Genomic DNA, 19,014 nt, shown 5'->3' on the forward strand with positions numbered 1-19,014 from the left:
GAGTGCGAACGCTCAGTTCAAAGCAATATGCAGACCAGAATGGGCAAAGCCCCGGAATACGGGCACTTGGGGCTGGGCACCAGGACGGTGCATGGAGAGGGGTGCGCACTCGTGGTGCGCCGCTCTGTTTTGGTGCGCAACAGCAGTGCGTAATGCGGGTCGGCAGGAGAGGGCACAGCAATGGGGCATGCCCTGCTCTGGCTGGCGTCCTAGATCAGGGCGTCAGGGGTAATATCGGCAATAGTCGGTGTGCCTGCCAATGCCATGGTCACTTCCAGCTCCTCACGCAGCACCCGCAGCATGTGCGCTACGCCAAGCGGGCCGGCGACGGCCAGCGCGTAGAGTTGCGGACGGCCGATCAGCACGGCGTTGGCGCCCAGCGCTATGGCCTTGAAGACATCCGTGCCGCGTTCGATGGCGCCGTCCAGCAGCAGGCAGAAGTCCGGACCGACCGCCTCACGGATGCGCGGCAGCATCTCGATAGCGCTGGGCACGCAGTCCAGCGTGCGGCCGCCGTGGTTGGAGATCACCGCACCGGCCAGTCCCATGTCCTGCGCGCGCCTCACATCAGCCGGGTGCAGCAGGCCCTTGAGGGTGATCGGCAGACGCGTTTGCTGCTGCAGCCAGGCAATGTCGTCCCAGGTTGGTACCTCACTCATCATGCCCTGGAAGACAATGCTCTGGCTGGGATCGAAGCTGGCGCTTGGCAGCGGCGGGCGGCCTGCCAGGTTGACCGCTTCGATGTCTGCCGGCAGCTGGTAGCCGGCGCGTTGGGCGCGGTTGCGGATGCCGTGCAGCGGTGCGTCGACGGTGACCATCAGTTGAGTGAAACCGGCCGCCTCGGCGCGGCGGACCAGACTCAGGGTGAAGTCGCGGCTCTGCTGCATGTACAGCTGAAACCAGCGCGGGCTTTCCAGCCGCGTGGCGATGTCTTCCAGCGGCTGGCTGGCCAGCGTGCTGACCACCATGCCGGTTTCCAGCACGCTGGCGGCGGTGGCGGTGGCCAGTTCGCCATCCGGATGCACCAGCCGCTGGAAGGCAACCGGAGCCAGTAGCAGCGGATGGCGCAACGCCTCTCCCAGCACCGTGGTGTGCGTGCCGCCGCGGGTGCAGTCGACCAGCGGCCGCGGCAGGATCATCAGCTCATCCAGCTTCTGACGGTTACGTTTGAGCGTGACTTCATCCGCGCCACCGCCGGCGATGTACTCAAGCACGGGCGGAGCGATGAACCCGGGCGCGTAGCGGGCGTAGTCGGCGACGCTGACCAGGTCACGCGGAATTGCTGCAAGGGGTGCGCGCAGCGGGGTGTGGTCTGGCAGGCTCATCAGGGCATCTCGCTCAGGTGTCCGCCCACTGGCGAATCAGGTTGTGATAGACGCCGGACAGGCGCACGACCTCGGCGTGGCTGGGGCCCAGCTCGGCGGTCAGCGCCTGAACGCTTTGGTCCAGTTCGAACAGGGTTTCGCGCTGCTGATTGCTGCGCACCATGCTCTGCAGCCAGAACACCGCGCAAGTGCGCGCCCCGGAGCTTACCGGAGTCACTGTATGCAGGCTGGTGGACGGGTACAGCACCAGATCGCCGGCCTCCAGCTTGATGCGCTGGCTGCCGAAGTTGTCCTCGATGACCAGTTCACCGCCTGCGTACTCCTGCGGGCTGCAGAGGAACAGGGTGGCGGACAGGTCAGTGCGGATCGGAGTCGGGCTGCCGGGTGCGTAGCGAATCGCGTTGTCCACATGCAGGCCGTAGGTTTCGCCGGTGCGGTAACGATTGAACATCGGCGGGAAAATCTTCAGCGGCAATGCCGCAGATATAAAGGTCGGGTGTTTGCCGAGCGTGGACAGGATGATCTCGCCCAGTTGGCGGGTCAGCTGGCTGTCGAGTGGCAGCTGCTGGTTTTGCTTGACCTGTTGCGCCTGAGCACCGGCTGTGGCGTTGCCATCCTGCCAGTCGGCGGTGTCCAGATGGCCGCGTATGCGCTCCACTTCGGTCGGGCTGAAAACACCGGGAATGACGATGATCATAAAAGTCTCCCTCGGAAACGGAACAGCGGCGGGGGTAACCCCGCCGCTGTCGTCGTGCTCAACGTTGCCGCATCAGAACTTGTAGCGGGCAGTCAGCTGAGCGTTGCGTGCGTCACCCTTGTACACGATGCTGCCACCACGGTACACCGCAGTGTAATACTCTTCGTTGAACAGGTTCTGCAGGTTGGCGCGCAGGTCCAGATTTTCGTTGACCTTGTAGCTGGCAAACAGGTCGTAGACGGTATAGCCGTCCAGCACGATGTTGCCGTTGGCGCCGGTGTCCGGCTGGCCACCAAAGATTTCGCTGGAGTAGGTCATGGTGCCGCCGAAGGCGAAGGCCGGCGTCAGTTGATAGCGCAGCTGGGCGTTGGCACTCTTCTCGGCGAAGTTGGCCTTGGGCAGACCTTCGTTGGCCGGGTCAAATGACTCCAGGGTCTCGGAGTTCATCACGGCTGCACCGATCTGGCCGCTCAGGCGGTCGGTGATGTTGCCGGCCAGACCCAGCTCGATACCGTGCACACGGTTTTCGCCGGTATTCAGGCTGCCGCCGCTCTGATAGGAGTCGTTGCCGCCTTCGATGACGTCTTCCTTGGTGGTCTGGAATACTGCTGCAGTCAGCAACAGACGGTGATCCAGCAGGTTCCACTTGGTGCCCAGTTCCCAGTTGGTGGACTGCTCCGGCTCGGCATTGGCGTAGTTGCCGGCGTCGTCGGTGCAGATGCCGCCGTAACCGCAGTTGGTGCCGGCATCGGCCTCACCGCCGTTGATGTTGGAGGAGGTGCTCCAGCTCAGGTAGACGTTACCGTGCTCCCAGGGCGAGTACACCACGCCCATGTGGCCGTTCCAGAATGCGTCGTTGTACTTGTAGGTAGCAGCAGGAATGATCACGCCGCCGCGGCCGGTGCTCTCGGCCTTGTCCATGAAGTAGTCGAAGCGGTCATAGCGCACGCCACCGAAGATCTCCCAATCCTCGTTCAGCGTGATGGTATCCATCACATAGGCCGAGACGGTTTCCAGTTCCAGCTTGGTGACCGCATCTCCGCGGCTGGTGGTGCCGCTCCAGGCGCTGTTATCCGGGTTGTAGGGGTTAACCGGTACGCTGCTCGGGGTGACACTGTAGCCGCCTGCATCGGTCTGCTCGTTGGCAAACTCCATGCCGGTAACCAGCGTATGACGCACCTCGCCCCACATCTTGTCGATGGTGAGGTTGGTCTGGTTGCCGATGTAGTCGTTTTCCTGCCAGCCGGTAAAGGCGCGGGTGCCGCCGCTGCGCGAGCTGTAGGCGGAAATGATGTAGCTGTTCTCGGTCGAACCGATACGGCTCTTGTTCTCCAGCTTGAGGCCGTCACCCAGCTCCCATTCGAAGCCCAGAGTGAAAATGTCCGCACCGGTGCGCTGGAAGTCCAGACCGCTCTGGCCGACATACTTGCCATCATCGTCCGGCTTGCCATTGGTCATGAAGGTGCCCGGATCGGTACGGTCATCGCTGCGCGCGTAGTAGTAGTCAGCCAGGACCTTGAACTCGTCGAGCGGCTGATAGATACCGGAGATCAGCGCGCCGGTGCGGCGCTTTTCAGCCGGGCCGCGGTCAGGCACTTCGGCTTCGGTGTACAGGCCGTTGAAGCGGATGGCCAGGTCGTCGGTCAGGACGCGGTTGGTATCCAGGGTATAACGCTCGAAGTCGTCGGTACCCAGGCCACCTTCAACGGTGGTGAAGTCATCCCACAGGTTGGCTTTCTTGGTTACGCTGTTGACCGCGCCGCCGGTGGAGCCGCGACCAGCGAAGGTCGAGCTCGGGCCCTTGGCGATTTCGACCTGCTCCAGCGCGAAGGTCTCGCGGGTAATCAGGCCAGGGTCACGCAGACCGTCGGTGTAGATGTCGCTGCGGGCCTCGTAGCCGCGGATGATGTAGCGGTCGCCGAAGGAGTTTCCGCCTTCACCGGTGCCCAGGGTAATGCCGGGCTGGGCGCTGAGAATGTCTTTGAGTTCGGTCTTGCCCGAGTCTTCGATGGCGCTGCGGGTGATCACGGTCATGGTCTGCGGCGTGTCTGCGATGTCGCGGGTGCGACGGCTGTCAGACAGGGTGCGGGCCTTGTACGGTGCAGCCTCTTCAGCGTAGGGGTTGGCGTCGGCCTGAATGCCGGTGTCTTCAACGTGCAGGGTGTCGAGGCTGACTTCCTCGGCGTATAGCGGGTTGGCGATGCCGCCGGAGATGGCCAGTGCCAGCGAGGTGGCGACCAGACTGTGCGGGGAAGCAATCTTGCGCATGCTGAGGTCGCTACCCGGCAGGGCAGCAGCGTTGGTGGTTTTGTTGCTCATGCTCTCTTTTTCCTGGTTCCAATGGTGTTTTCGCGTTGGCGACGTCGCGTTCTTCTCTGGAATGCGTCCGTTGACTGAAAACACCGGGTTTAACGCCGCGTTGCGGTTTTTCCTTTCAGGCACTGCTGTTGCTCTTTGGTGCGCGCTTCAGCGGCTGTTCACCACCTTGAAGTCGACCGGAATACGCAGGGTCATCTGCTCTTCGGTCATGTCCTCGCTGAATGGCGGGAACGGTGAGGCGTCTTCCAGCATCTTCAGTACCGCCTGATCCAGCCGCGCAAAGCCGGAGCTTTCGCGGACCTGGGCCCCTGTCACCGAACCATCGCGATGGATGGTAAAACTCAGAATCGCGACGCCTTCCTCGCGGCGACGACGCGACGCATGGGGGTAACGCTTGTTGCGGGCCAGACTCGCTGCCACCTTGGCCTTGTAGTCGGTTGACGCGCCGCCCATGCCGCCAGCGGTAGCTGCATTGCCTACTCCGGTAGACTGCTTGAGCTGCGCCTGATTGGCGTCGCTCTGACCGGTCTCGACGGCAGGCGCAGCCGGTGCAGGCTCAGGGGTGGGCTGGGGCGCTTCGACCTGCTCGCGCGGCGGTTCCGGGCGCGGCTTGGGTTTGGCCTGCACGCGCGCCTGTGCCTGCTGGCGCGGCGGTTCCGGCGCTGGTTCCGGTGGCGGCGGCGGAGGTGTCGGCTTGGGGGGCGCGACTTCCTTCGGCTGCTCGGTTTCCTGGGCTTCGCCCAGATCACCCAGCATGCCCAGATCAATCTCGATGCCCATTTCACCCTGCGCTGCGGCGGTGCCCTTGGGCGGGTTGAAGGCCAGCAGGGCGAATACGGCAATGTGTGCGAGAGCAGCGAGCAGAACGGCGCCAATCCAGTGATGTGCACGGATCATGGCAACGCCTCGCCGGGTTGGGTCAGCAGGGTGACGCGGCGGAAACCGGCAGCCTTGATACGCAGCAGCAGCGCCTGCAGGTTCTCGACCGGGACCTCGCCATCGGCCTTGACGGCCAGGGTGAAGCTTTCCGGGTCTTCCACCTGCTCAAAGGCGGTAATCAGCGGCGCTTCCAGCTCCTCCAGCGTGATCGGCTGGTCGTTGAGCCAGATGGTCAGCTCGGCGTCGATCAGAATCTGCAGTGCGTCGTCGTCAATCGGCGCTTCGGCAATGGATTCGGGCGGCGACACAAAGGTGGCGTCCGACTGGCTGATCTGACCGGCGACCATGAAGAAGATCAGCATCAGGAACACGATGTTGATCAGCGGGATCAGCTGATCATCACCGTTGTCCTTGCGGGTGCTGTTTTCGGCAACCAGCTTCATGGCAGCACTCCGGTCATGGAAACTTTCTTGGCACCGGCGCGGTGCAGTTGATCGAGCAGCGACACCAGCGTCTGGGTCTTGACCTCGGGCGCGGCTTCAACAGCGAAGACCGCCTCGGGGTTTGCTGCCACCAGGGCGCTCAGCGCTGTCAGGTCCTGCAGCTGATAGCTTTTGCCGGCATGGGTAACACGGCCCGCGTCGGACTCCACGCGCACCACTTCAATCTTGTCCGGCGTCCGCTCGGACTGCTCCGCCGACGACAGGGTGATCTGCCGCCAGTGCATGAAGTTGGACGAGAGCATGAAGAACAGCAGCAGAATGAACACCACATCAATGAGCGGTGTCAGGCTGATGCCGCGACGCTTCTTGCCCGGAAAGGCTTCAAGCTGCATTGGCGACTTTTCCGCTGGCGACCGGGGGCTTGGGCTGGTGGGTGAACACCTGGGTAACGGCGTCGTTCAGACTGGCGGCGATGCGCTCGACGCGGCGCTCCATCCAGCTGTGCACCGCGACCACCGGGATGGCAACCGCCAGACCCACCGCAGTGGTCAGCAGCGCCTGCCAGATACCACCGGACAGCACTGACGGGTCAACCCGGCTACCAGCGGCTTCCATGTTCTGGAACGCGACAATCATGCCCAGAACCGTACCCAGCAGACCCAGCAGCGGCGCCAGGTTGGCGATCACCTCAAGCGGGCGCAGCAGCAGCTTGAGCTGGTTAAGGCGGAAGCTGGCGACACGTTCCAGTTCCTCGCGCAGCAGCTGCTGGTCGGTGCCGCTGCGCTTGCCGCGCATGGCCAGCAGCAGAACCGCCGGCACGGCCTGACGGGTATTGAGTTGGGCAATGGCATCGTCGGCCTTGCCCTGGTGCCAGAGCGCCAGGCTGCGACGCACGGCGCGGGTACCCTCTGGCGCTGGCATATAGAACTGCCACAGTTTGATCAGCAGGATGCTCAGGGCAGCAACCGACATGCCCAGCAGAATCCAGACCACAGGGCCACCGACGATCAACCACTCGCGCAGGGTGTCCAGCAGGGTGGTGGCTGTCTCAACATTGTCAACAGCCGCGTTCAGACTGGCATCCAGGGGGGCGGAGGTCAGAGCGGGATCAGCAGCGACGGTAGCCGCTGATGCGTCGATGGCAGCATCGGGAACGGCGGTGCCAAGAGGGGCGGCGGCGGGTTCGATTGCGGTTGGCGTGGTGGCTTCTACTGTCACTGGAGGTCTCCGGAGAGAAAATTGAGGCGCAAATGATAGGTGTTCTCATTACTTCTTGCAACAAATTCAACGCGAGCAGAATGTGCCCGGGAGCATCCGGGCAATAGCGTTGTCCCAGATAAATGGTCGCCTGCTATTGACCGCCGGGTCGCTTGGTTTTAAGGTTCGCTCCGAACGTTGAGGCTGGCACGATCCATACGGCTCAAGTACTGACGACGAGACAGCAAGACCGCGGAACAGAGCGGGCTTATTGCTTTCGGCGCACGCCTTGGGAAGTAGGCGAACCAAAGTGGGGATACTGATCAGACGTTCGCACCCCCGGGTTGTGTGTTGGCTGAAAGCGTTCAGAGTCGCTTCCGTCGGAAGGCGTACTGCAAGTGCCTGCTCAATTGAGCGGGGCGTGCGTGTGCACCTCTGCCCTGCATATCTGATCCTCTTTTCGTCCCCACGCGGTCCGTCACCCGAACTTAATGCTTTGGAGCCGACGCCATGTCCATCAAACTTGACGACTACTTCGATCGTGACACCTTCAGCCGTCTGAAGGCCGCCGCTGACCAGCGTGAAACCCCCTTCCTGGTCGTTGATCTGAAAACCATTGACCGTGCCTACGACGAGTTGGTCGACGGCTTTCCGTTCGCCAAGGTCTACTACGCCGTAAAAGCCAACCCCGCCAACGAAGTGCTCTCGCTGCTGCGCGACAAGGGCTCGAACTTCGACATCGCCTCCATCTATGAGCTGGAGAAGGTGCTGGCGCTGGGCGTCAAGCCGGAGCAGATCAGCTTCGGTAACACCATCAAGAAAGCGCGTCACATTCGCGCCTTCTACGAAAAGGGCGTACGCCTGTACGCCACTGATTCCGAAGCCGACCTGCGCAACATCGCCAAGGCCGCACCGGGCTCGAAAATCTATGTCCGCATTCTGACCGAAGGCTCCACCACCGCCGACTGGCCGCTGTCGCGCAAGTTCGGTTGCCAGACCGACATGGCGATGGACCTGCTGGTGCTGGCCAAGGAACTGGGCCTGGAGCCCTACGGCATCTCCTTCCACGTGGGTTCCCAGCAGCGCGACATCGGCGCCTGGGATGCTGCCATCGCCAAGGTCAAGGTGATCTTCGAGCGCCTGAAGGAAGAGGACAATATTGTCCTGAAGATGATCAACATGGGCGGCGGCTTCCCGGCCAACTACATCACCAAGACCAACACCCTGCAGACCTACGCGGAAGAAATCACCCGCTTCCTGCAGGAAGACTTTGGTGACGAGCTGCCGGAAATCATCCTCGAACCGGGCCGTTCGCTGATCGCCAACGCCGGTATTCTGGTCAGCGAAGTGGTGCTGGTGTCACGCAAGTCGCATACCGCGCTGGAGCGCTGGGTGTACACCGACGTGGGCAAGTTCTCCGGCCTGATCGAAACCATGGACGAATCCATCAAGTTCCCGCTGTGGACCGAAAAGCAGGGCGAGCTGGAAGAAGCCGTCATCGCCGGCCCGACCTGCGACAGTGCCGACATCATGTACGAGCACTACAAATACGGCCTGCCGCTGAACCTGGCCATCGGTGACCGCCTCTACTGGCTGTCCACCGGTGCCTACACCACCAGCTACAGCGCCATCGAGTTCAACGGCTTCCCGCCGCTGGAAGCGATCTATGTCTGAAGCTGAGAGCAGCCGCAAGCTGTAAGCGTCAAGCTGCAAGTGAAAACCCCGCGTCGGCAACGGCGCGGGGTTTTTGTTTATGGGGCACAGGTCGCAGTTTCAATATGCCGTCAGCTGGAATGGTGGGCAGCAGGTCACGGGTTGCTCTCTGGTTTGTTACAGTCCGGGCAGGACACACAAACCGCATATAGGGATTCGTATGCTTGAGATCGCGTTTTGGGGGCTGGTCGGACTGGTGCTGATTGGGCCGTTGTTTATGAACATCGTCGGACCCTTCATCGTCTGGCGCACCCAGAAAATCCCCACCATCGTCCAGTTTGAATTGGTCGGCGACGACGAGTTTTTCGAGCGTTGCACCGAGGGCGTCCCCTATTTTGACGAGCAGATGATAGATGCCGGGTTCATGGTCGTGGGCAATTCGTCGTTGCACGACAGCCACACCGACACCTACTTCCGCGTCTACTGGCACGAGCACCTGAAGTTGGCGGGAACGGTCGTCGGCATCAGCGCCACTAATCAGCCGGATCTCACCTACTGCGAGTTTTCGCAGAAATTCGCCGATGGCCGCTGGTTGAATGTTCTCAATGGCAACCGCCCTGAAGCCTATCCGCCGCTTCCCATCAAGCAGAGCTTCCAGTTCCCCGAAGTGCTGGTCGTTGAGCAGCTGCTGTCGTTGCATGCGCAGTTGCGGCAGCGTCTGAAGGGCGATTTACAGCCAGTTGATTATCAGGCGGAGCAAGGCTTCGCCGAAATCACCGCCTTCCTGCGCGAAGAGTCTGATGCGCTGTTGGATAAGGGCCTGGTCAAACCCGAAATCGATGCCGACGGCAAGCGGTCACTCACCTTGTACGGGGCGTTTGTGATGACGTGGCGCTCGGTGTGGCCGGGGAGAGCGATTGTGGCGGCGTTGAAGCGTCGAGGTGCCAGGCGGGCTGTAGCGCGTGGCTAATGATGGTTGTGTCTCAGAGTGGCTCACCTACGAAGCAATGTTCGCGATGCCACGTTAGGAGGGTCGCGTCGGGTGAGAACTTACTTGGAAGCTGCAAGACGGCCCCTTGGTGAGCGAAGAAGGTAGCGGCCATATACGCATTGCGTTGTTGGTCACGCAGTTCATTCGATAGGAGGAGTCGGTAGTCGTCGGAAAACGTGATAAGCCCGCTGTCGAAAGCCTTGTCGAACATCAGGCTTAAGCACAGCCCGTGACTTGGGTTTAGCCGGTTTTGGATGTCGATGCGCCATGGGCGAATATGACTGGCGATCAGGAAGCGGTCATCGCTCAGTCCTGTGATACAGCAGCTATTGTTGTAGGCCGATAGAACTGCTGCACGAAATAGCTGTTGGCCCTTGCGGACTTTGGTTCTAGCGAAATGATCAGACTCTTGATAAGAGGCTGGTTCTTCAGGCTCTTTGGTTGTCTCTGTACCAAGCGCAGAAGCCAGGGCTTGTTCTGCTAGTGGCATTAGCGTGGATGTGTCACTGGTAAAGGTTTGCCACATCTGACGATCAAGCTCTGACGCTCCAGGTAGGCCCTTTCGGCCAGTGCCGGTTATTTGGGGGTCGAGACTAGCCAGATTGCTCAGCTTCATTGCCAGCGAGTCCGGCGTGCGTTGCAACGACTTGGCGGCCTGAATAATCAGCGGCTGGCGACGGTGAAACTGGCCAAATGGCAGTTGGCAATACAAGCCGAGCGCGACGAGCAACTCGTCCTGAGTCCAGCGCTTTGCCATACAACCTCCTTGTGTGTGGGTAGTGAGCATCCTACCGCAATACAAACAAAAAGCCCGTCCCTGAACCCAGGGGCGGGCTTTTTAACATCGGGCAGCGCTGTTGCTTCTAGCTTGCAGCTTGAGGCTTAAAGCTTGCCGCTCCAGAAGTAGCCGTTAGGCAAACTTCTGGATGTTGGCCATCAGCTCACGCAGGGCTTCGATGTTGTCTTTCGGGTGAACGGCGCCTTCGAAGCTGCACAGCTGTTCGAAGTTGGCGGCGACGTCTTCCGGGGTGAAGCCTTCGTCGGGGTTGAAGCCGATACCCAGGGAGCGCTCCCAGCGTACCTTGCCCATCCAGCCGCCGCCGACTTCGAACAGGCTGCCGGTTTCCTTGCACTCTTCGGAGCACAGGTAGGCAACCAGCGGGCTGACCAGTTCAGGCTTCAGCTTTTCGAATGCGCCTTCCGGGAACAGGCCTTCGGTCATGCGAGTGCCGCCAGTCGGGGCAATGGCGTTGACGAAGATGTTGTTCTTGCGGCCTTCGATCGCCAGGGTACGGGTGAAACCGTACAGACCCAGCTTGGCCATGCCGTAGTTGGCCTGACCGAAGTTGCCGTAGATGCCGGAGGTGGACGAGGTGAAGATAATGCGACCGAAGTTGTTGTTCTTCATGTGGTCCCAGGCGGCCTTGGTAGTCTTGTAGGCGCCTTCGACGTGGACTTTGTAGATCAGGTCCCAGTCGGCATCGGTCATCTTGGCGAAGCTCTTGTCGCGCAGGATGCCGGCGTTGTTGACGACGATGTCGATGCGACCGAAGTTGTCCATCGCGCACTCGACGATACGGTCACCGTTGATGACGTTGTCCGGGTTGGCGATGGCGGTACCGCCAGCGGCTTTGATCTCTTCGACAACCTTGAGCGCGGCTTCGCTGTTGGCGCCTTCGCCGTTGGTGCTGCCACCCAGATCGTTAACGACGACTTTGGCACCGTGCTTGGCGAACAGCAGGGCGTGGGCGCGGCCAATACCGCCGCCAGCACCGGTTACGATGACGACTTTGTCGTCAAAACGGATATCGCTCATGGGGTGTCCCCTTGGTTTGTACGGGTTGAAAAAGGCAGCCAGTGTCGAACAGTTGTTTGAACATGGCAAGGGGTGGGGCAGTGGTGAATAGTGGCTTATAAATGGGGCTGGCGGCGGTGTTGGGTGTATTGCGGGGGCAGCGGCCACGACATGTCGTGGCCCTACGGTGGAAGGTGGTGATGTTTGTCGTGGGCGCGGGCCAGGTGACGTATCACCGTATACGGTATGCCAGGAACCTATTTAGAGGGCTGCGTTAGCTGGTTGGGTGGGCCACCTGCCGCCCGATGATCAGTCGGGGACCATGGTCACAGGGACCACAGTCAACATACAAGGGCCACGGCATGCCGTGGCCGGATTGCGCACGGTGGTGGAGTCAGACGGTCAGATAGCGCTGGATCAGATCGTCGTTCAGCTCAGTCATCGGGCCGTTGGCGACCATGCGCCCGCGTTCCATGATGAAGAAACTTTCCGCCGCCCGGCGGGCGAACGGCAGCTTCTGCTCGACCAGCAGCACGGTCAGCCCCAGCTCGGTGTTGAGCTTGCGGATGACGTCGCTGATGTCGCGCACGATGTTGGGCTGGATGCCCTCGGTCGGCTCATCGAGAATCAGCAGCTTGGGGTCGAGCACCAGCGCGCGGCCAATCGCCAGTTGCTGCTGCTGACCACCGGACAGGTCGCCGCCACGGCGGTGTTTCATTTCCTTGAGTACCGGGAACAGTTCGTAGATATGCGCAGGAATCTGCCGGGCGCGGTCGGGGCGTGCGCCGAGGGAGATTTTCAGGTTCTCTTCCACCGTCAGCAGCGGAAAGATTTCCCGCCCCTGCGGCACGTAACCGATCCCGGAGCGGGCGCGGTTTTCGGTCGAGAGCTTGGTGATGTCGCGGCCCATCAGGCTGATCTGCCCGCTTTTCACTGGCAGCAGGCCGGTGATGCATTTGAGCAGGGTGGTCTTGCCGACGCCGTTACGGCCGAGCAGGCAGCTGCAGCTGCCTTCTTTCAGCTCCAGGTCGAGGTCCCAGAGGATGTGGCTCTGGTTGTAGAACTGGTTGATACCTTGAATGCTGAGCATGGTCATTCCCCCAAGTAGACTTCGACCACGCGCGGGTCATTCTGCACCTGATCCATGGTGCCTTCGGCCAGCACCGAGCCTTGGTGCAGCACGGTGACCTTGCGGGCGATGGAGCGCACGAACGCCATGTCGTGCTCTACCACGATGACCGAGTGACGGCCAGCCAGCGAGGTCAGCAGCTCGGCGGTGTGTTCGACCTCTTCACCGGTCATGCCGGCGACCGGTTCGTCGACCAGCAGCACCCGCGGGTTCTGCATCAGCAACATGCCGATCTCCAGCCATTGCTTTTGGCCGTGGGAGAGGGCGCCGGCTTCCATGCGGAACTGTTCCTTCAGGCCGATCAGCTTGAGCACCTCGTCGATGCGGTCGAGCTGTTCGCCGGTCAGGCTTTTATTCAGCGTGTACCAGACGTGCTTGTTGGAGGCGGTGGCCAGTTCCAGATTCTCGAACACCGAGAGCGCCTCGAAGATTGTCGGCTTCTGGAACTTGCGGCCGATGCCGCCGCGGGCGATCTCGTGCTCGGACAGTTTCAGCAGGTTCATGCGCTGGCCGAACCAGACGCTGCCGGTGTCGGGGCGGGTCTTGCCGGTGATGACGTCCATCATGGTGGTCTTGCCGGCGCCGTTGGGGCCGATGATGCAGCGCAGCTCACCGTCATCGATGTACAGGTTCAGGTTGTTCAGTGCCTTGAAGCCGTCAAAGCTGACGCTGACGTCTTCCACGTAGAGGATCGGGCCGTGGGTGGTGTCGACCCTGGCGGAGAAGTCCGGCGCGGGCTGGACGAAGTCAAAGACTTGATCGCGGCGCCAGGTTTCGCGCAGTTGTTCAAGCGGGTTCATTGTTTGTCTCCCTTGCGGCTGAAGCGGTCGAACAGGCCCACGATGCCCTTGGGCAGCAGCAGGGTTACCAGTACGAACAGACCGCCGAGGATGAACAGCCAGGTTTCCGGTGAAAAGGTGGTGAAGAAGGTCTTGGCGTAGTTGACGCTGAACGCGCCGACGATGGCGCCGAACAGGGTTCCACGGCCGCCGGTTGCGACCCAGACCACCATTTCGATGGAGTTGAGCGGGGAGAATTCGCCCGGGTTGATGATGCCGACCTGCGGCACATAGAGCGCGCCGGCCACCGCCGCCAGCATGGCGGAGAAGACAAACAGCCAGAGTTTGTAGCTTTCGACCTGATAGCCGCTGAAGCGGGTGCGGCTTTCGGCATCACGGATGGCGATGATGACCCGGCCCATGCGTGAGGTAACGATGTAGCGGCAGGCCATGTAGCCGAGGATCAGGGCAATCGAGGAGGCGACGAACAGCCCGACGCGGGTGGTCTTGGCCGCCAGATCAAAGCCGAGGATTTCCTTGAAGTCGTTCAGGCCGTTGTTGCCGCCAAAGCCCATCTCGTTACGGAAGAAGGCGAGCATCAGGGCGTAGGTCAGCGCCTGGGTGATGATGGCGAAGTAGACGCCGGTCACCCGTGAGCGGAACGCCAGCCAGCCGAATACCAGGGCCAGCAGACCCGGCACCAGCAGCACCATCAGCATGGCGAACCAGAACATGTCGAAGCCCTGCCAGTACCAGGGCAGCTTGTCCCAGTTGAGCACCACCATGAAGTCCATCAGCTCGGGGTGGCCGTAGACGCCACGGTCGCCGATCTGACGCATCAGGTACATGCCCATGGCGTAGCCGCCCAGGCTGAAGAAGGCGCCGTGGCCGAGCGACAGGATGCCGGCGTAGCCCCAGATCAGGTCGACCGAGAGGGCCAGCAGGGCAAAGCACAGGAACTTGCCGAGCAGGCCGACGGTAAAGTTGGAAACGTACAGCGGTGAGTCGGTCGGCACCGCCAGGTTGAGAATCGGCACGATGATGGTGGTGAGCAGCACCAGGCCCAGCACCAGCATTCCGCCCCGATCACTGAGTAACAGTCGTTGGGTAAGCATACTTCCCTCGTTCAATTCGGTTGTAAAAAGGAAACGGCGGCGGCGATCAGTCAGCCGCGGCGCGCCCTTTCTGCGGGAAGAGTCCCTTGGGTTTCTTCTGGATAAACAGGATCAGCATGATCAGCACCAGTACCTTGGCGAGCATGGCGCCGGCCCAGGGCTCGAGGAAGTTGTTGATCAGGCCGAGGCTCATGGCGCTGACCAGCGTGCCCCAGAGGTTACCCACGCCGCCGAATACCACCACCATGAACGAGTCGATGATGTAGGCCTGGCCGAGGTTGGGGCCGACGTTGGTGATCTGCGACAGCGCGACCCCGGCGACCCCGGCGATACCGGAACCCAGACCAAAGGTCAGGGCGTCGATCCAGTTGGAACGCACACCCACTGCGCGGGCCATGGCGCGGTTCTGCGAGACGGCGCGGACCTTGAGACCGAGGGTGGTGCGTTTCATCACCAGCAGCAGGGCGAAGAACACCGCCAGCCCGAACAGCAGGATGTACAGACGGGTATAGGTGATCGACAGCACCGGGTTGATGCTCAGGGTACCGCTGATCCACTCGGGTGAGGTGACCGAACGGTTGAGCGGGCTGAACAGGGTGCGTACCGCCTGCTGCAGCACCAGGCTGAGGCCAAAGGTCGCCAGCAGGGTTTCCAGCGGGCGGCCGTAGAGGAAGCGGATCACGCCGCGTTCGATGGCGATGCCGACCAGCGCGGTGATCAGAAACGCTGCCGGAATGGCAATCAGCAGGCTCCATTCGATCAGATCGGGGAACAGCACCTGAATACCCCAGGTGGTGTAGGCGCCGATCATGATCAGCTCGCCGTGGGCCATGTTGATCACGCCCATCACGCCGAAGGTGATGGCCAGGCCGATGGCGGCCAGCAGCAGGATCGAGCCCAGGCTGAGGCCAAAGAATACGTTCTCGATGAAACGGTAGAACTCGATGCGGCCCTGAATGGATTCAATCGCCTTGGCGGCAGCGCTGCGCAACTCGGCGTCTTCGTCGTTCTCGGCGACGCTGCGCAGGGCGTTGCGGGCTTCCTGCTCAAGAGAACCGCTGAGGGTGTCAATGGCGGCCGTGCGTTGATCGCGGTCGCCGGTTTGCAGGTCGAACAGGGCCAGCGCGGCGTCGATCGCGTCGCTGACGCGGCCGGATTCTTCGGTTGGCTGGTGCTCGCGCAGCAGGGCGGCGGTCTCGCCGTCTACACCGTCACGGATAAAGCGCTGTACGGCGTCATAGCGTTTGTCGCTATCGGGGTGGCTGAGGTTGAGCTGGGCAACCATGCCGCGCAGCTGGGTGCGCAGGCTGTTGTTCACCGGGATGCGGCGCAGCCCGGCAGCGCCGGTCAGGTCTGAGCCATCCAGGGCGTTGGTCAGTTGGTCACCGCTGCGAATGGCGATGACCGGTGGCTTGTCCTTGCTGGCCAGCAGGTCGCCGGCAACAAGGGCGTTGAGAATATCGGCCAGACGTTCGTCTTGATGGGTGGCCAGTTGCTCGACGGTGGCTGCGCGCTGGCGCAGGTTGCCGGTCGCCAGTTGGCTGACCAGTTCGTCGAAGGTGGGTTGGGCAGGGGCTGGTTCAGCCTCCTGGGCGCTGGCGTGCAGGGGCAGACTGCACACACACAGCAGCAGCAAACGGGTAAGCCATTGCTGCACGGCATGCCGGGGTGTCAGACGGCAGATGGAGTTCATGGCATCGTCCTGATTGAGGTTCACGCTGAACATGCAACCGGGGCGTGATGGGCGCCCCGGTTACAGGGGCGGGCGCTGGGCCCGCCGTCAGATGGCGGCTGATTACTCGGCGGTGGCGCCGACGCAGCTCTTGGTCTGGGTGTTGTAGTTGCCGCAGCTGATCGGCGCGGTCCAGTCGGAGATCAGGTCCTTGCTGCCTTCCAGGTAGTCGGACCAGGCGTCGCCCGGGACCAGCTCTTCGGTGCGGGAAACGGTCAGGAACTGGCCATCGTCCTGGATTTCACCGATCAGGACCGGCTTGGTGATGTGGTGGTTCGGCAGCATTTTGCTGGTACCGCCAGTCAGGTTCGGAACTTCCACGCCAACCATGGCATCGATGACCTTGTCGGTATCGGTGGTGCCGGCTGCTTCAACCGCTTTGACCCACATGTTGAAGCCGATGTAGTGCGCTTCCATCGGGTCATTGGTGACGCGCTTGGTGTCGCCGATATAGTCGTGCCAGGCCTTGATGAAGGCTTCGTTTTCCGGGGTCTCTTCGCTCATGAAGTAGTTCCAGGCAGCCATGTGGCCGACCAGCGGAGCGGTGTCGATACCGGACAGTTCTTCTTCACCAACGGAGAAGGCTACAACCGGGATGTCTTCGGCGGACACGCCCTGGTTACCCAGTTCGCGGTAGAAGGGCACGTTGGCGTCGCCGTTGATGGTGGAGACCACGGCAGTCTTCTTGCCGGCGCTGCCGAAACGCTTGATCTCGGCAACGATGTTCTGCCAGTCAGCGTGGCCAAACGGGGTGTAGTTGATCATGATGTCTTCTTCAGCCACACCGTTGGCCTTCAGATAGGCCTCCAGAATGCGGTTGGTGGTGCGCGGGTAGACGTAGTCGGTACCGGCCAGAACCCAGCGCTCGACGCCGACTTCATCCTTCAGGTAGTCAACCGCCGGAATGGCTTGCTGGTTCGGCGCAGCGCCGGTGTAGAACACGTTGCGGGAAGACTCTTCGCCTTCGTACTGAACCGGGTAGAACAGGATGCCGTTCAGCTCTTCAACGACGGGCAGAACCGATTTACGCGAAACGGAAGTCCAGCAGCCGAAGATGGCGTCCACGCCGTGCTGTTCCAGCAGTTCACGGGTACGTTCGGCGAACAGCGGCCAGTTGGAGGCCGGGTCAACGACAACGGGTTCGAGCTGTTTGCCGAGCAGGCCACCTTTCTTGTTCTGCTCTTCGATCAGCATCAGCATGGTGTCTTTCAGGGTGGTTTCCGAGATGGCCATGGTGCCGGACAGCGAATGCAGCACGCCGACCTTGATGGTTTCTTCGGCCTGTGCGCTGAGTGCGCCAAGGGCCATGCTGCAGGCGACGCCGAGTGCGCCGACCTGTTTGACGATCTTCTTCAGAGTCATGTTCCTTTCCTTTCTCTGTTGTTGTCTGAAATTCTGGCTGTTGCGTGATGCTGCTGGTCTGGCCGTGGGCGCTTGACCATGCAGGCCGTCGTTGGCGAGGCAGCCTGTGAACAGGACAGAGCAGAGAACGTGCCAGCTTTGCCATTGGCTGACATTGTTCAGGACAAAGGGCGCTGGAATGGGGGCTGTGGACAGCTCGGTCGAGAATTGGAACGGTTTGCGCGGTGGTGGTCTGCCGTGCCGTGCCGTGGTGCAGTGCACGAATTTGGTGCGAAAGGGTGGTGCGTGGTCAGGATTTTGTGCGGGAAGGGCTCAGGGAATGCCGATAACCCGGGCCGCCTTGCGCGGCCCGGGCCTGTTGCGTCAGATCAGCTCGATGGCGACTGCGGTAGCTTCACCACCACCAATGCACAGCGAGGCGACACCACGCTTGCCGCCGGTCTGCTGCAGGGCGTTGATCAGGGTGACGATCAGGCGTGAACCGGTAGAGCCTACCGGGTGACCCTGGGCGCAGGCGCCGCCGTAGATGTTGACCTTGGCGTGGTCGAGGCCGTGCTCGCGCATCGCCAGCATGGTGACCATGGCAAAGGCTTCGTTGATTTCGAACAGATCAACATCCGCCGCAGTCCAGCCGGTCTTGTTGAACAGGTTGGTCATGGCGCCAATCGGAGCCAGGGTGAACTCGCTCGGATCCTGGCTCTGGGTCGCATGGCCGACGATACGGGCCAGCGGCTTCAGGCCGCGGCGCTCGGCTTCAGCGGCGGTCATCAGCACCAGCGCGCTGGCGCCGTCGGAGATGGAGCTGGCGTTGGCGGCGGTGACGGTGCCGTCTTTCTTGAACGCAGGCTTGAGCGTCGGAATCTTGTCCAGATTGGCGTTCAGCGGTTGCTCGTCGTCTTTGACCACGACCTCGCCCTTGCGGGTCTTGACGGTGACCGGGATGATTTCGTTGGCCAGCACGCCGCTTTCGATGGCGGCCTGGGCGCGCTTGAGCGACTCAATCGCGTAGGCGTCCATGTCCTCACGGGTCAGACCGTTCTGGTCGGCGGTGTCCTGGGCGAAGGAGCCCATCAGGCGGCCGCTACGAGCGTCTTCCAGACCGTCAAAGAACATGTGGTCCTTGATTTCGCCATGGCCCATGCGCAGGCCGCTGCGGGCTTTTTCTATGATATAGGGCGCGTTGGACATGCTTTCCATGCCACCGGCAACCATGATGCTGGCGCTGCCGGCCTTGAGGGCGTCGTGCGCCTGCATCACGGCCTTCATGCCGGAGCCGCACAGTTTGTTGATGGTGGTGCAGCCGGTAGCCGCGGGCAGGCCGGCGTTCAGACTGGCCTGGCGGGCCGGGCCCTGCTTGAGGCCGGCGGGCAGAACGCAGCCCATGATCACTTCTTCGACCGCTTCGGCAGGAATGCCGGCACGGCTGACGGCTTCGCGAATGCTGATGGCGCCCAGGTCGACTGCGCTGATGCTGGACAGGCTACCCTGAAAACCACCCATGGGGGTGCGAACGCCACTGACGATTACGATGCTTTGGTCCGACATTACCGGCTCCTGAATAAATGGATGAGACAACGACAAGAGGGTGATCTGAAACT

The 19,014-nt window shown here is 61.6% G+C and carries 17 protein-coding genes; 2 read left to right on the plus strand and 15 right to left on the minus strand.

Annotation, left to right across the window (positions count from 1 at the left end; translation table 11 throughout):
• Nucleotides 1-209: 209 nt before the first annotated feature.
• From ACZ5WQ_RS17275 to ACZ5WQ_RS17305, 7 genes are all read right to left on the minus strand, one after another.
• On the minus strand, nt 210-1,325 hold the full coding sequence (locus tag ACZ5WQ_RS17275; RefSeq protein WP_464382750.1) for an alpha-hydroxy acid oxidase: 1,116 nt from the start codon (nt 1,323-1,325) through the stop codon (nt 210-212).
• A gap of 13 nt (nt 1,326-1,338) precedes the next feature.
• The gene (locus ACZ5WQ_RS17280; RefSeq protein WP_464382751.1) at nt 1,339-2,022 is read right to left on the minus strand and encodes a Fe2+-dependent dioxygenase; all 684 of its coding nucleotides are present in this window, start codon (nt 2,020-2,022) and stop codon (nt 1,339-1,341) included.
• Nucleotides 2,023-2,094: 72 nt separating this feature from the next.
• The gene (locus ACZ5WQ_RS17285) at nt 2,095-4,341 is read right to left on the minus strand and encodes a TonB-dependent receptor (RefSeq protein ID WP_464382752.1); all 2,247 of its coding nucleotides are present in this window, start codon (nt 4,339-4,341) and stop codon (nt 2,095-2,097) included.
• A gap of 147 nt (nt 4,342-4,488) precedes the next feature.
• Nucleotides 4,489-5,238 carry an energy transducer TonB gene (locus ACZ5WQ_RS17290; protein ID WP_464382753.1) on the minus strand — a complete coding sequence of 250 codons (750 nt, stop codon included), beginning with the start codon at nt 5,236-5,238 and terminating at the stop codon, nt 4,489-4,491.
• On the minus strand, nt 5,235-5,663 hold the full coding sequence (locus tag ACZ5WQ_RS17295; protein WP_464382754.1) for an ExbD/TolR family protein: 429 nt from the start codon (nt 5,661-5,663) through the stop codon (nt 5,235-5,237). The genes ACZ5WQ_RS17290 and ACZ5WQ_RS17295 overlap by 4 nt, the downstream gene beginning before the upstream one ends.
• Nucleotides 5,660-6,055 (minus strand): ExbD/TolR family protein, encoded by a 396-nt coding sequence (locus ACZ5WQ_RS17300; protein WP_464382755.1) that lies wholly within the window; start codon nt 6,053-6,055, stop codon nt 5,660-5,662. The genes ACZ5WQ_RS17295 and ACZ5WQ_RS17300 overlap by 4 nt, the downstream gene beginning before the upstream one ends.
• Nucleotides 6,045-6,881 (minus strand): MotA/TolQ/ExbB proton channel family protein, encoded by an 837-nt coding sequence (locus ACZ5WQ_RS17305; RefSeq protein WP_335598638.1) that lies wholly within the window; start codon nt 6,879-6,881, stop codon nt 6,045-6,047. Before ACZ5WQ_RS17305 ends, ACZ5WQ_RS17300 begins: the two co-directional genes overlap by 11 nt.
• 489 nt (nt 6,882-7,370) lie before the next feature.
• Between ACZ5WQ_RS17305 and ACZ5WQ_RS17310 the strand changes: the two genes are divergently transcribed.
• Both ACZ5WQ_RS17310 and ACZ5WQ_RS17315 read left to right on the plus strand, forming a co-directional pair.
• Nucleotides 7,371-8,534, plus strand: coding sequence for a type III PLP-dependent enzyme (locus tag ACZ5WQ_RS17310; protein ID WP_088274661.1), 1,164 nt, complete (start codon nt 7,371-7,373; stop codon nt 8,532-8,534).
• Nucleotides 8,535-8,733: 199 nt separating this feature from the next.
• Nucleotides 8,734-9,483, plus strand: coding sequence for a hypothetical protein (locus ACZ5WQ_RS17315; RefSeq protein ID WP_464382756.1), 750 nt, complete (start codon nt 8,734-8,736; stop codon nt 9,481-9,483).
• Between the two features lie 13 nt (nt 9,484-9,496).
• Here ACZ5WQ_RS17315 and ACZ5WQ_RS17320 read toward each other — a convergent pair whose 3' ends face one another.
• From ACZ5WQ_RS17320 to ACZ5WQ_RS17355, 8 genes are all read right to left on the minus strand, one after another.
• Nucleotides 9,497-10,261, minus strand: a complete 765-nt coding sequence (locus tag ACZ5WQ_RS17320; protein WP_464382757.1) for an HNH endonuclease — start codon at nt 10,259-10,261, stop codon at nt 9,497-9,499.
• A 153-nt stretch (nt 10,262-10,414) separates the two neighbouring features.
• Nucleotides 10,415-11,320 carry an SDR family oxidoreductase gene (locus ACZ5WQ_RS17325; protein WP_096003905.1) on the minus strand — a complete coding sequence of 302 codons (906 nt, stop codon included), beginning with the start codon at nt 11,318-11,320 and terminating at the stop codon, nt 10,415-10,417.
• Between the two features lie 373 nt (nt 11,321-11,693).
• Nucleotides 11,694-12,389: an urea ABC transporter ATP-binding subunit UrtE gene (urtE, locus tag ACZ5WQ_RS17330; RefSeq protein ID WP_088274669.1), complete on the minus strand. Its 696-nt coding sequence runs from the start codon at nt 12,387-12,389 to the stop codon at nt 11,694-11,696.
• Nucleotides 12,390-12,391: 2 nt separating this feature from the next.
• Nucleotides 12,392-13,228, minus strand: coding sequence for an urea ABC transporter ATP-binding protein UrtD (gene urtD, locus ACZ5WQ_RS17335; RefSeq protein WP_347427224.1), 837 nt, complete (start codon nt 13,226-13,228; stop codon nt 12,392-12,394).
• Nucleotides 13,225-14,337, minus strand: a complete 1,113-nt coding sequence (urtC, locus tag ACZ5WQ_RS17340; RefSeq protein WP_373289814.1) for an urea ABC transporter permease subunit UrtC — start codon at nt 14,335-14,337, stop codon at nt 13,225-13,227. The genes urtD and urtC overlap by 4 nt, the downstream gene beginning before the upstream one ends.
• 31 nt (nt 14,338-14,368) lie before the next feature.
• Entirely contained in the window at nt 14,369-16,015 is a 1,647-nt protein-coding gene (gene urtB, locus ACZ5WQ_RS17345) for an urea ABC transporter permease subunit UrtB (RefSeq protein WP_285676847.1), read from the minus strand.
• Nucleotides 16,016-16,117: 102 nt separating this feature from the next.
• On the minus strand, nt 16,118-17,416 hold the full coding sequence (gene urtA, locus ACZ5WQ_RS17350) for an urea ABC transporter substrate-binding protein (protein WP_228247731.1): 1,299 nt from the start codon (nt 17,414-17,416) through the stop codon (nt 16,118-16,120).
• A 363-nt stretch (nt 17,417-17,779) separates the two neighbouring features.
• Nucleotides 17,780-18,961, minus strand: coding sequence for an acetyl-CoA C-acyltransferase (locus ACZ5WQ_RS17355; RefSeq protein ID WP_464382758.1), 1,182 nt, complete (start codon nt 18,959-18,961; stop codon nt 17,780-17,782).
• Nucleotides 18,962-19,014: the final 53 nt, after the last annotated feature.

The sequence above is a fragment of the Halopseudomonas sp. T1L2 genome (genome assembly GCF_055397385.1).

Bases quoted from the DNA above. Each gene is read 5' to 3' on its own strand.
- ACZ5WQ_RS17355 (WP_464382758.1), bottom strand. From the start codon at position 18,961: ATGTCGGACCAAAGCATCGTAATCGTCAGTGGCGTTCGCACCCCCATG.
- ACZ5WQ_RS17300 (WP_464382755.1), bottom strand. From the start codon at position 6,055: ATGCAGCTTGAAGCCTTTCCGGGCAAGAAGCGTCGCGGCATCAGCCTG.
- urtE (WP_088274669.1), bottom strand. From the start codon at position 12,389: ATGCTCAGCATTCAAGGTATCAACCAGTTCTACAACCAGAGCCACATC.
- ACZ5WQ_RS17320 (WP_464382757.1), bottom strand. From the start codon at position 10,261: ATGGCAAAGCGCTGGACTCAGGACGAGTTGCTCGTCGCGCTCGGCTTG.
- ACZ5WQ_RS17310 (WP_088274661.1), top strand. From the start codon at position 7,371: ATGTCCATCAAACTTGACGACTACTTCGATCGTGACACCTTCAGCCGT.
- urtB (WP_285676847.1), bottom strand. From the start codon at position 16,015: ATGAACTCCATCTGCCGTCTGACACCCCGGCATGCCGTGCAGCAATGG.
- ACZ5WQ_RS17275 (WP_464382750.1), bottom strand. From the start codon at position 1,325: ATGAGCCTGCCAGACCACACCCCGCTGCGCGCACCCCTTGCAGCAATT.
- ACZ5WQ_RS17295 (WP_464382754.1), bottom strand. From the start codon at position 5,663: ATGAAGCTGGTTGCCGAAAACAGCACCCGCAAGGACAACGGTGATGAT.
- ACZ5WQ_RS17325 (WP_096003905.1), bottom strand. From the start codon at position 11,320: ATGAGCGATATCCGTTTTGACGACAAAGTCGTCATCGTAACCGGTGCT.
- ACZ5WQ_RS17280 (WP_464382751.1), bottom strand. From the start codon at position 2,022: ATGATCATCGTCATTCCCGGTGTTTTCAGCCCGACCGAAGTGGAGCGC.
- urtA (WP_228247731.1), bottom strand. From the start codon at position 17,416: ATGACTCTGAAGAAGATCGTCAAACAGGTCGGCGCACTCGGCGTCGCC.
- ACZ5WQ_RS17285 (WP_464382752.1), bottom strand. From the start codon at position 4,341: ATGAGCAACAAAACCACCAACGCTGCTGCCCTGCCGGGTAGCGACCTC.
- urtD (WP_347427224.1), bottom strand. From the start codon at position 13,228: ATGAACCCGCTTGAACAACTGCGCGAAACCTGGCGCCGCGATCAAGTC.
- ACZ5WQ_RS17290 (WP_464382753.1), bottom strand. From the start codon at position 5,238: ATGATCCGTGCACATCACTGGATTGGCGCCGTTCTGCTCGCTGCTCTC.
- ACZ5WQ_RS17315 (WP_464382756.1), top strand. From the start codon at position 8,734: ATGCTTGAGATCGCGTTTTGGGGGCTGGTCGGACTGGTGCTGATTGGG.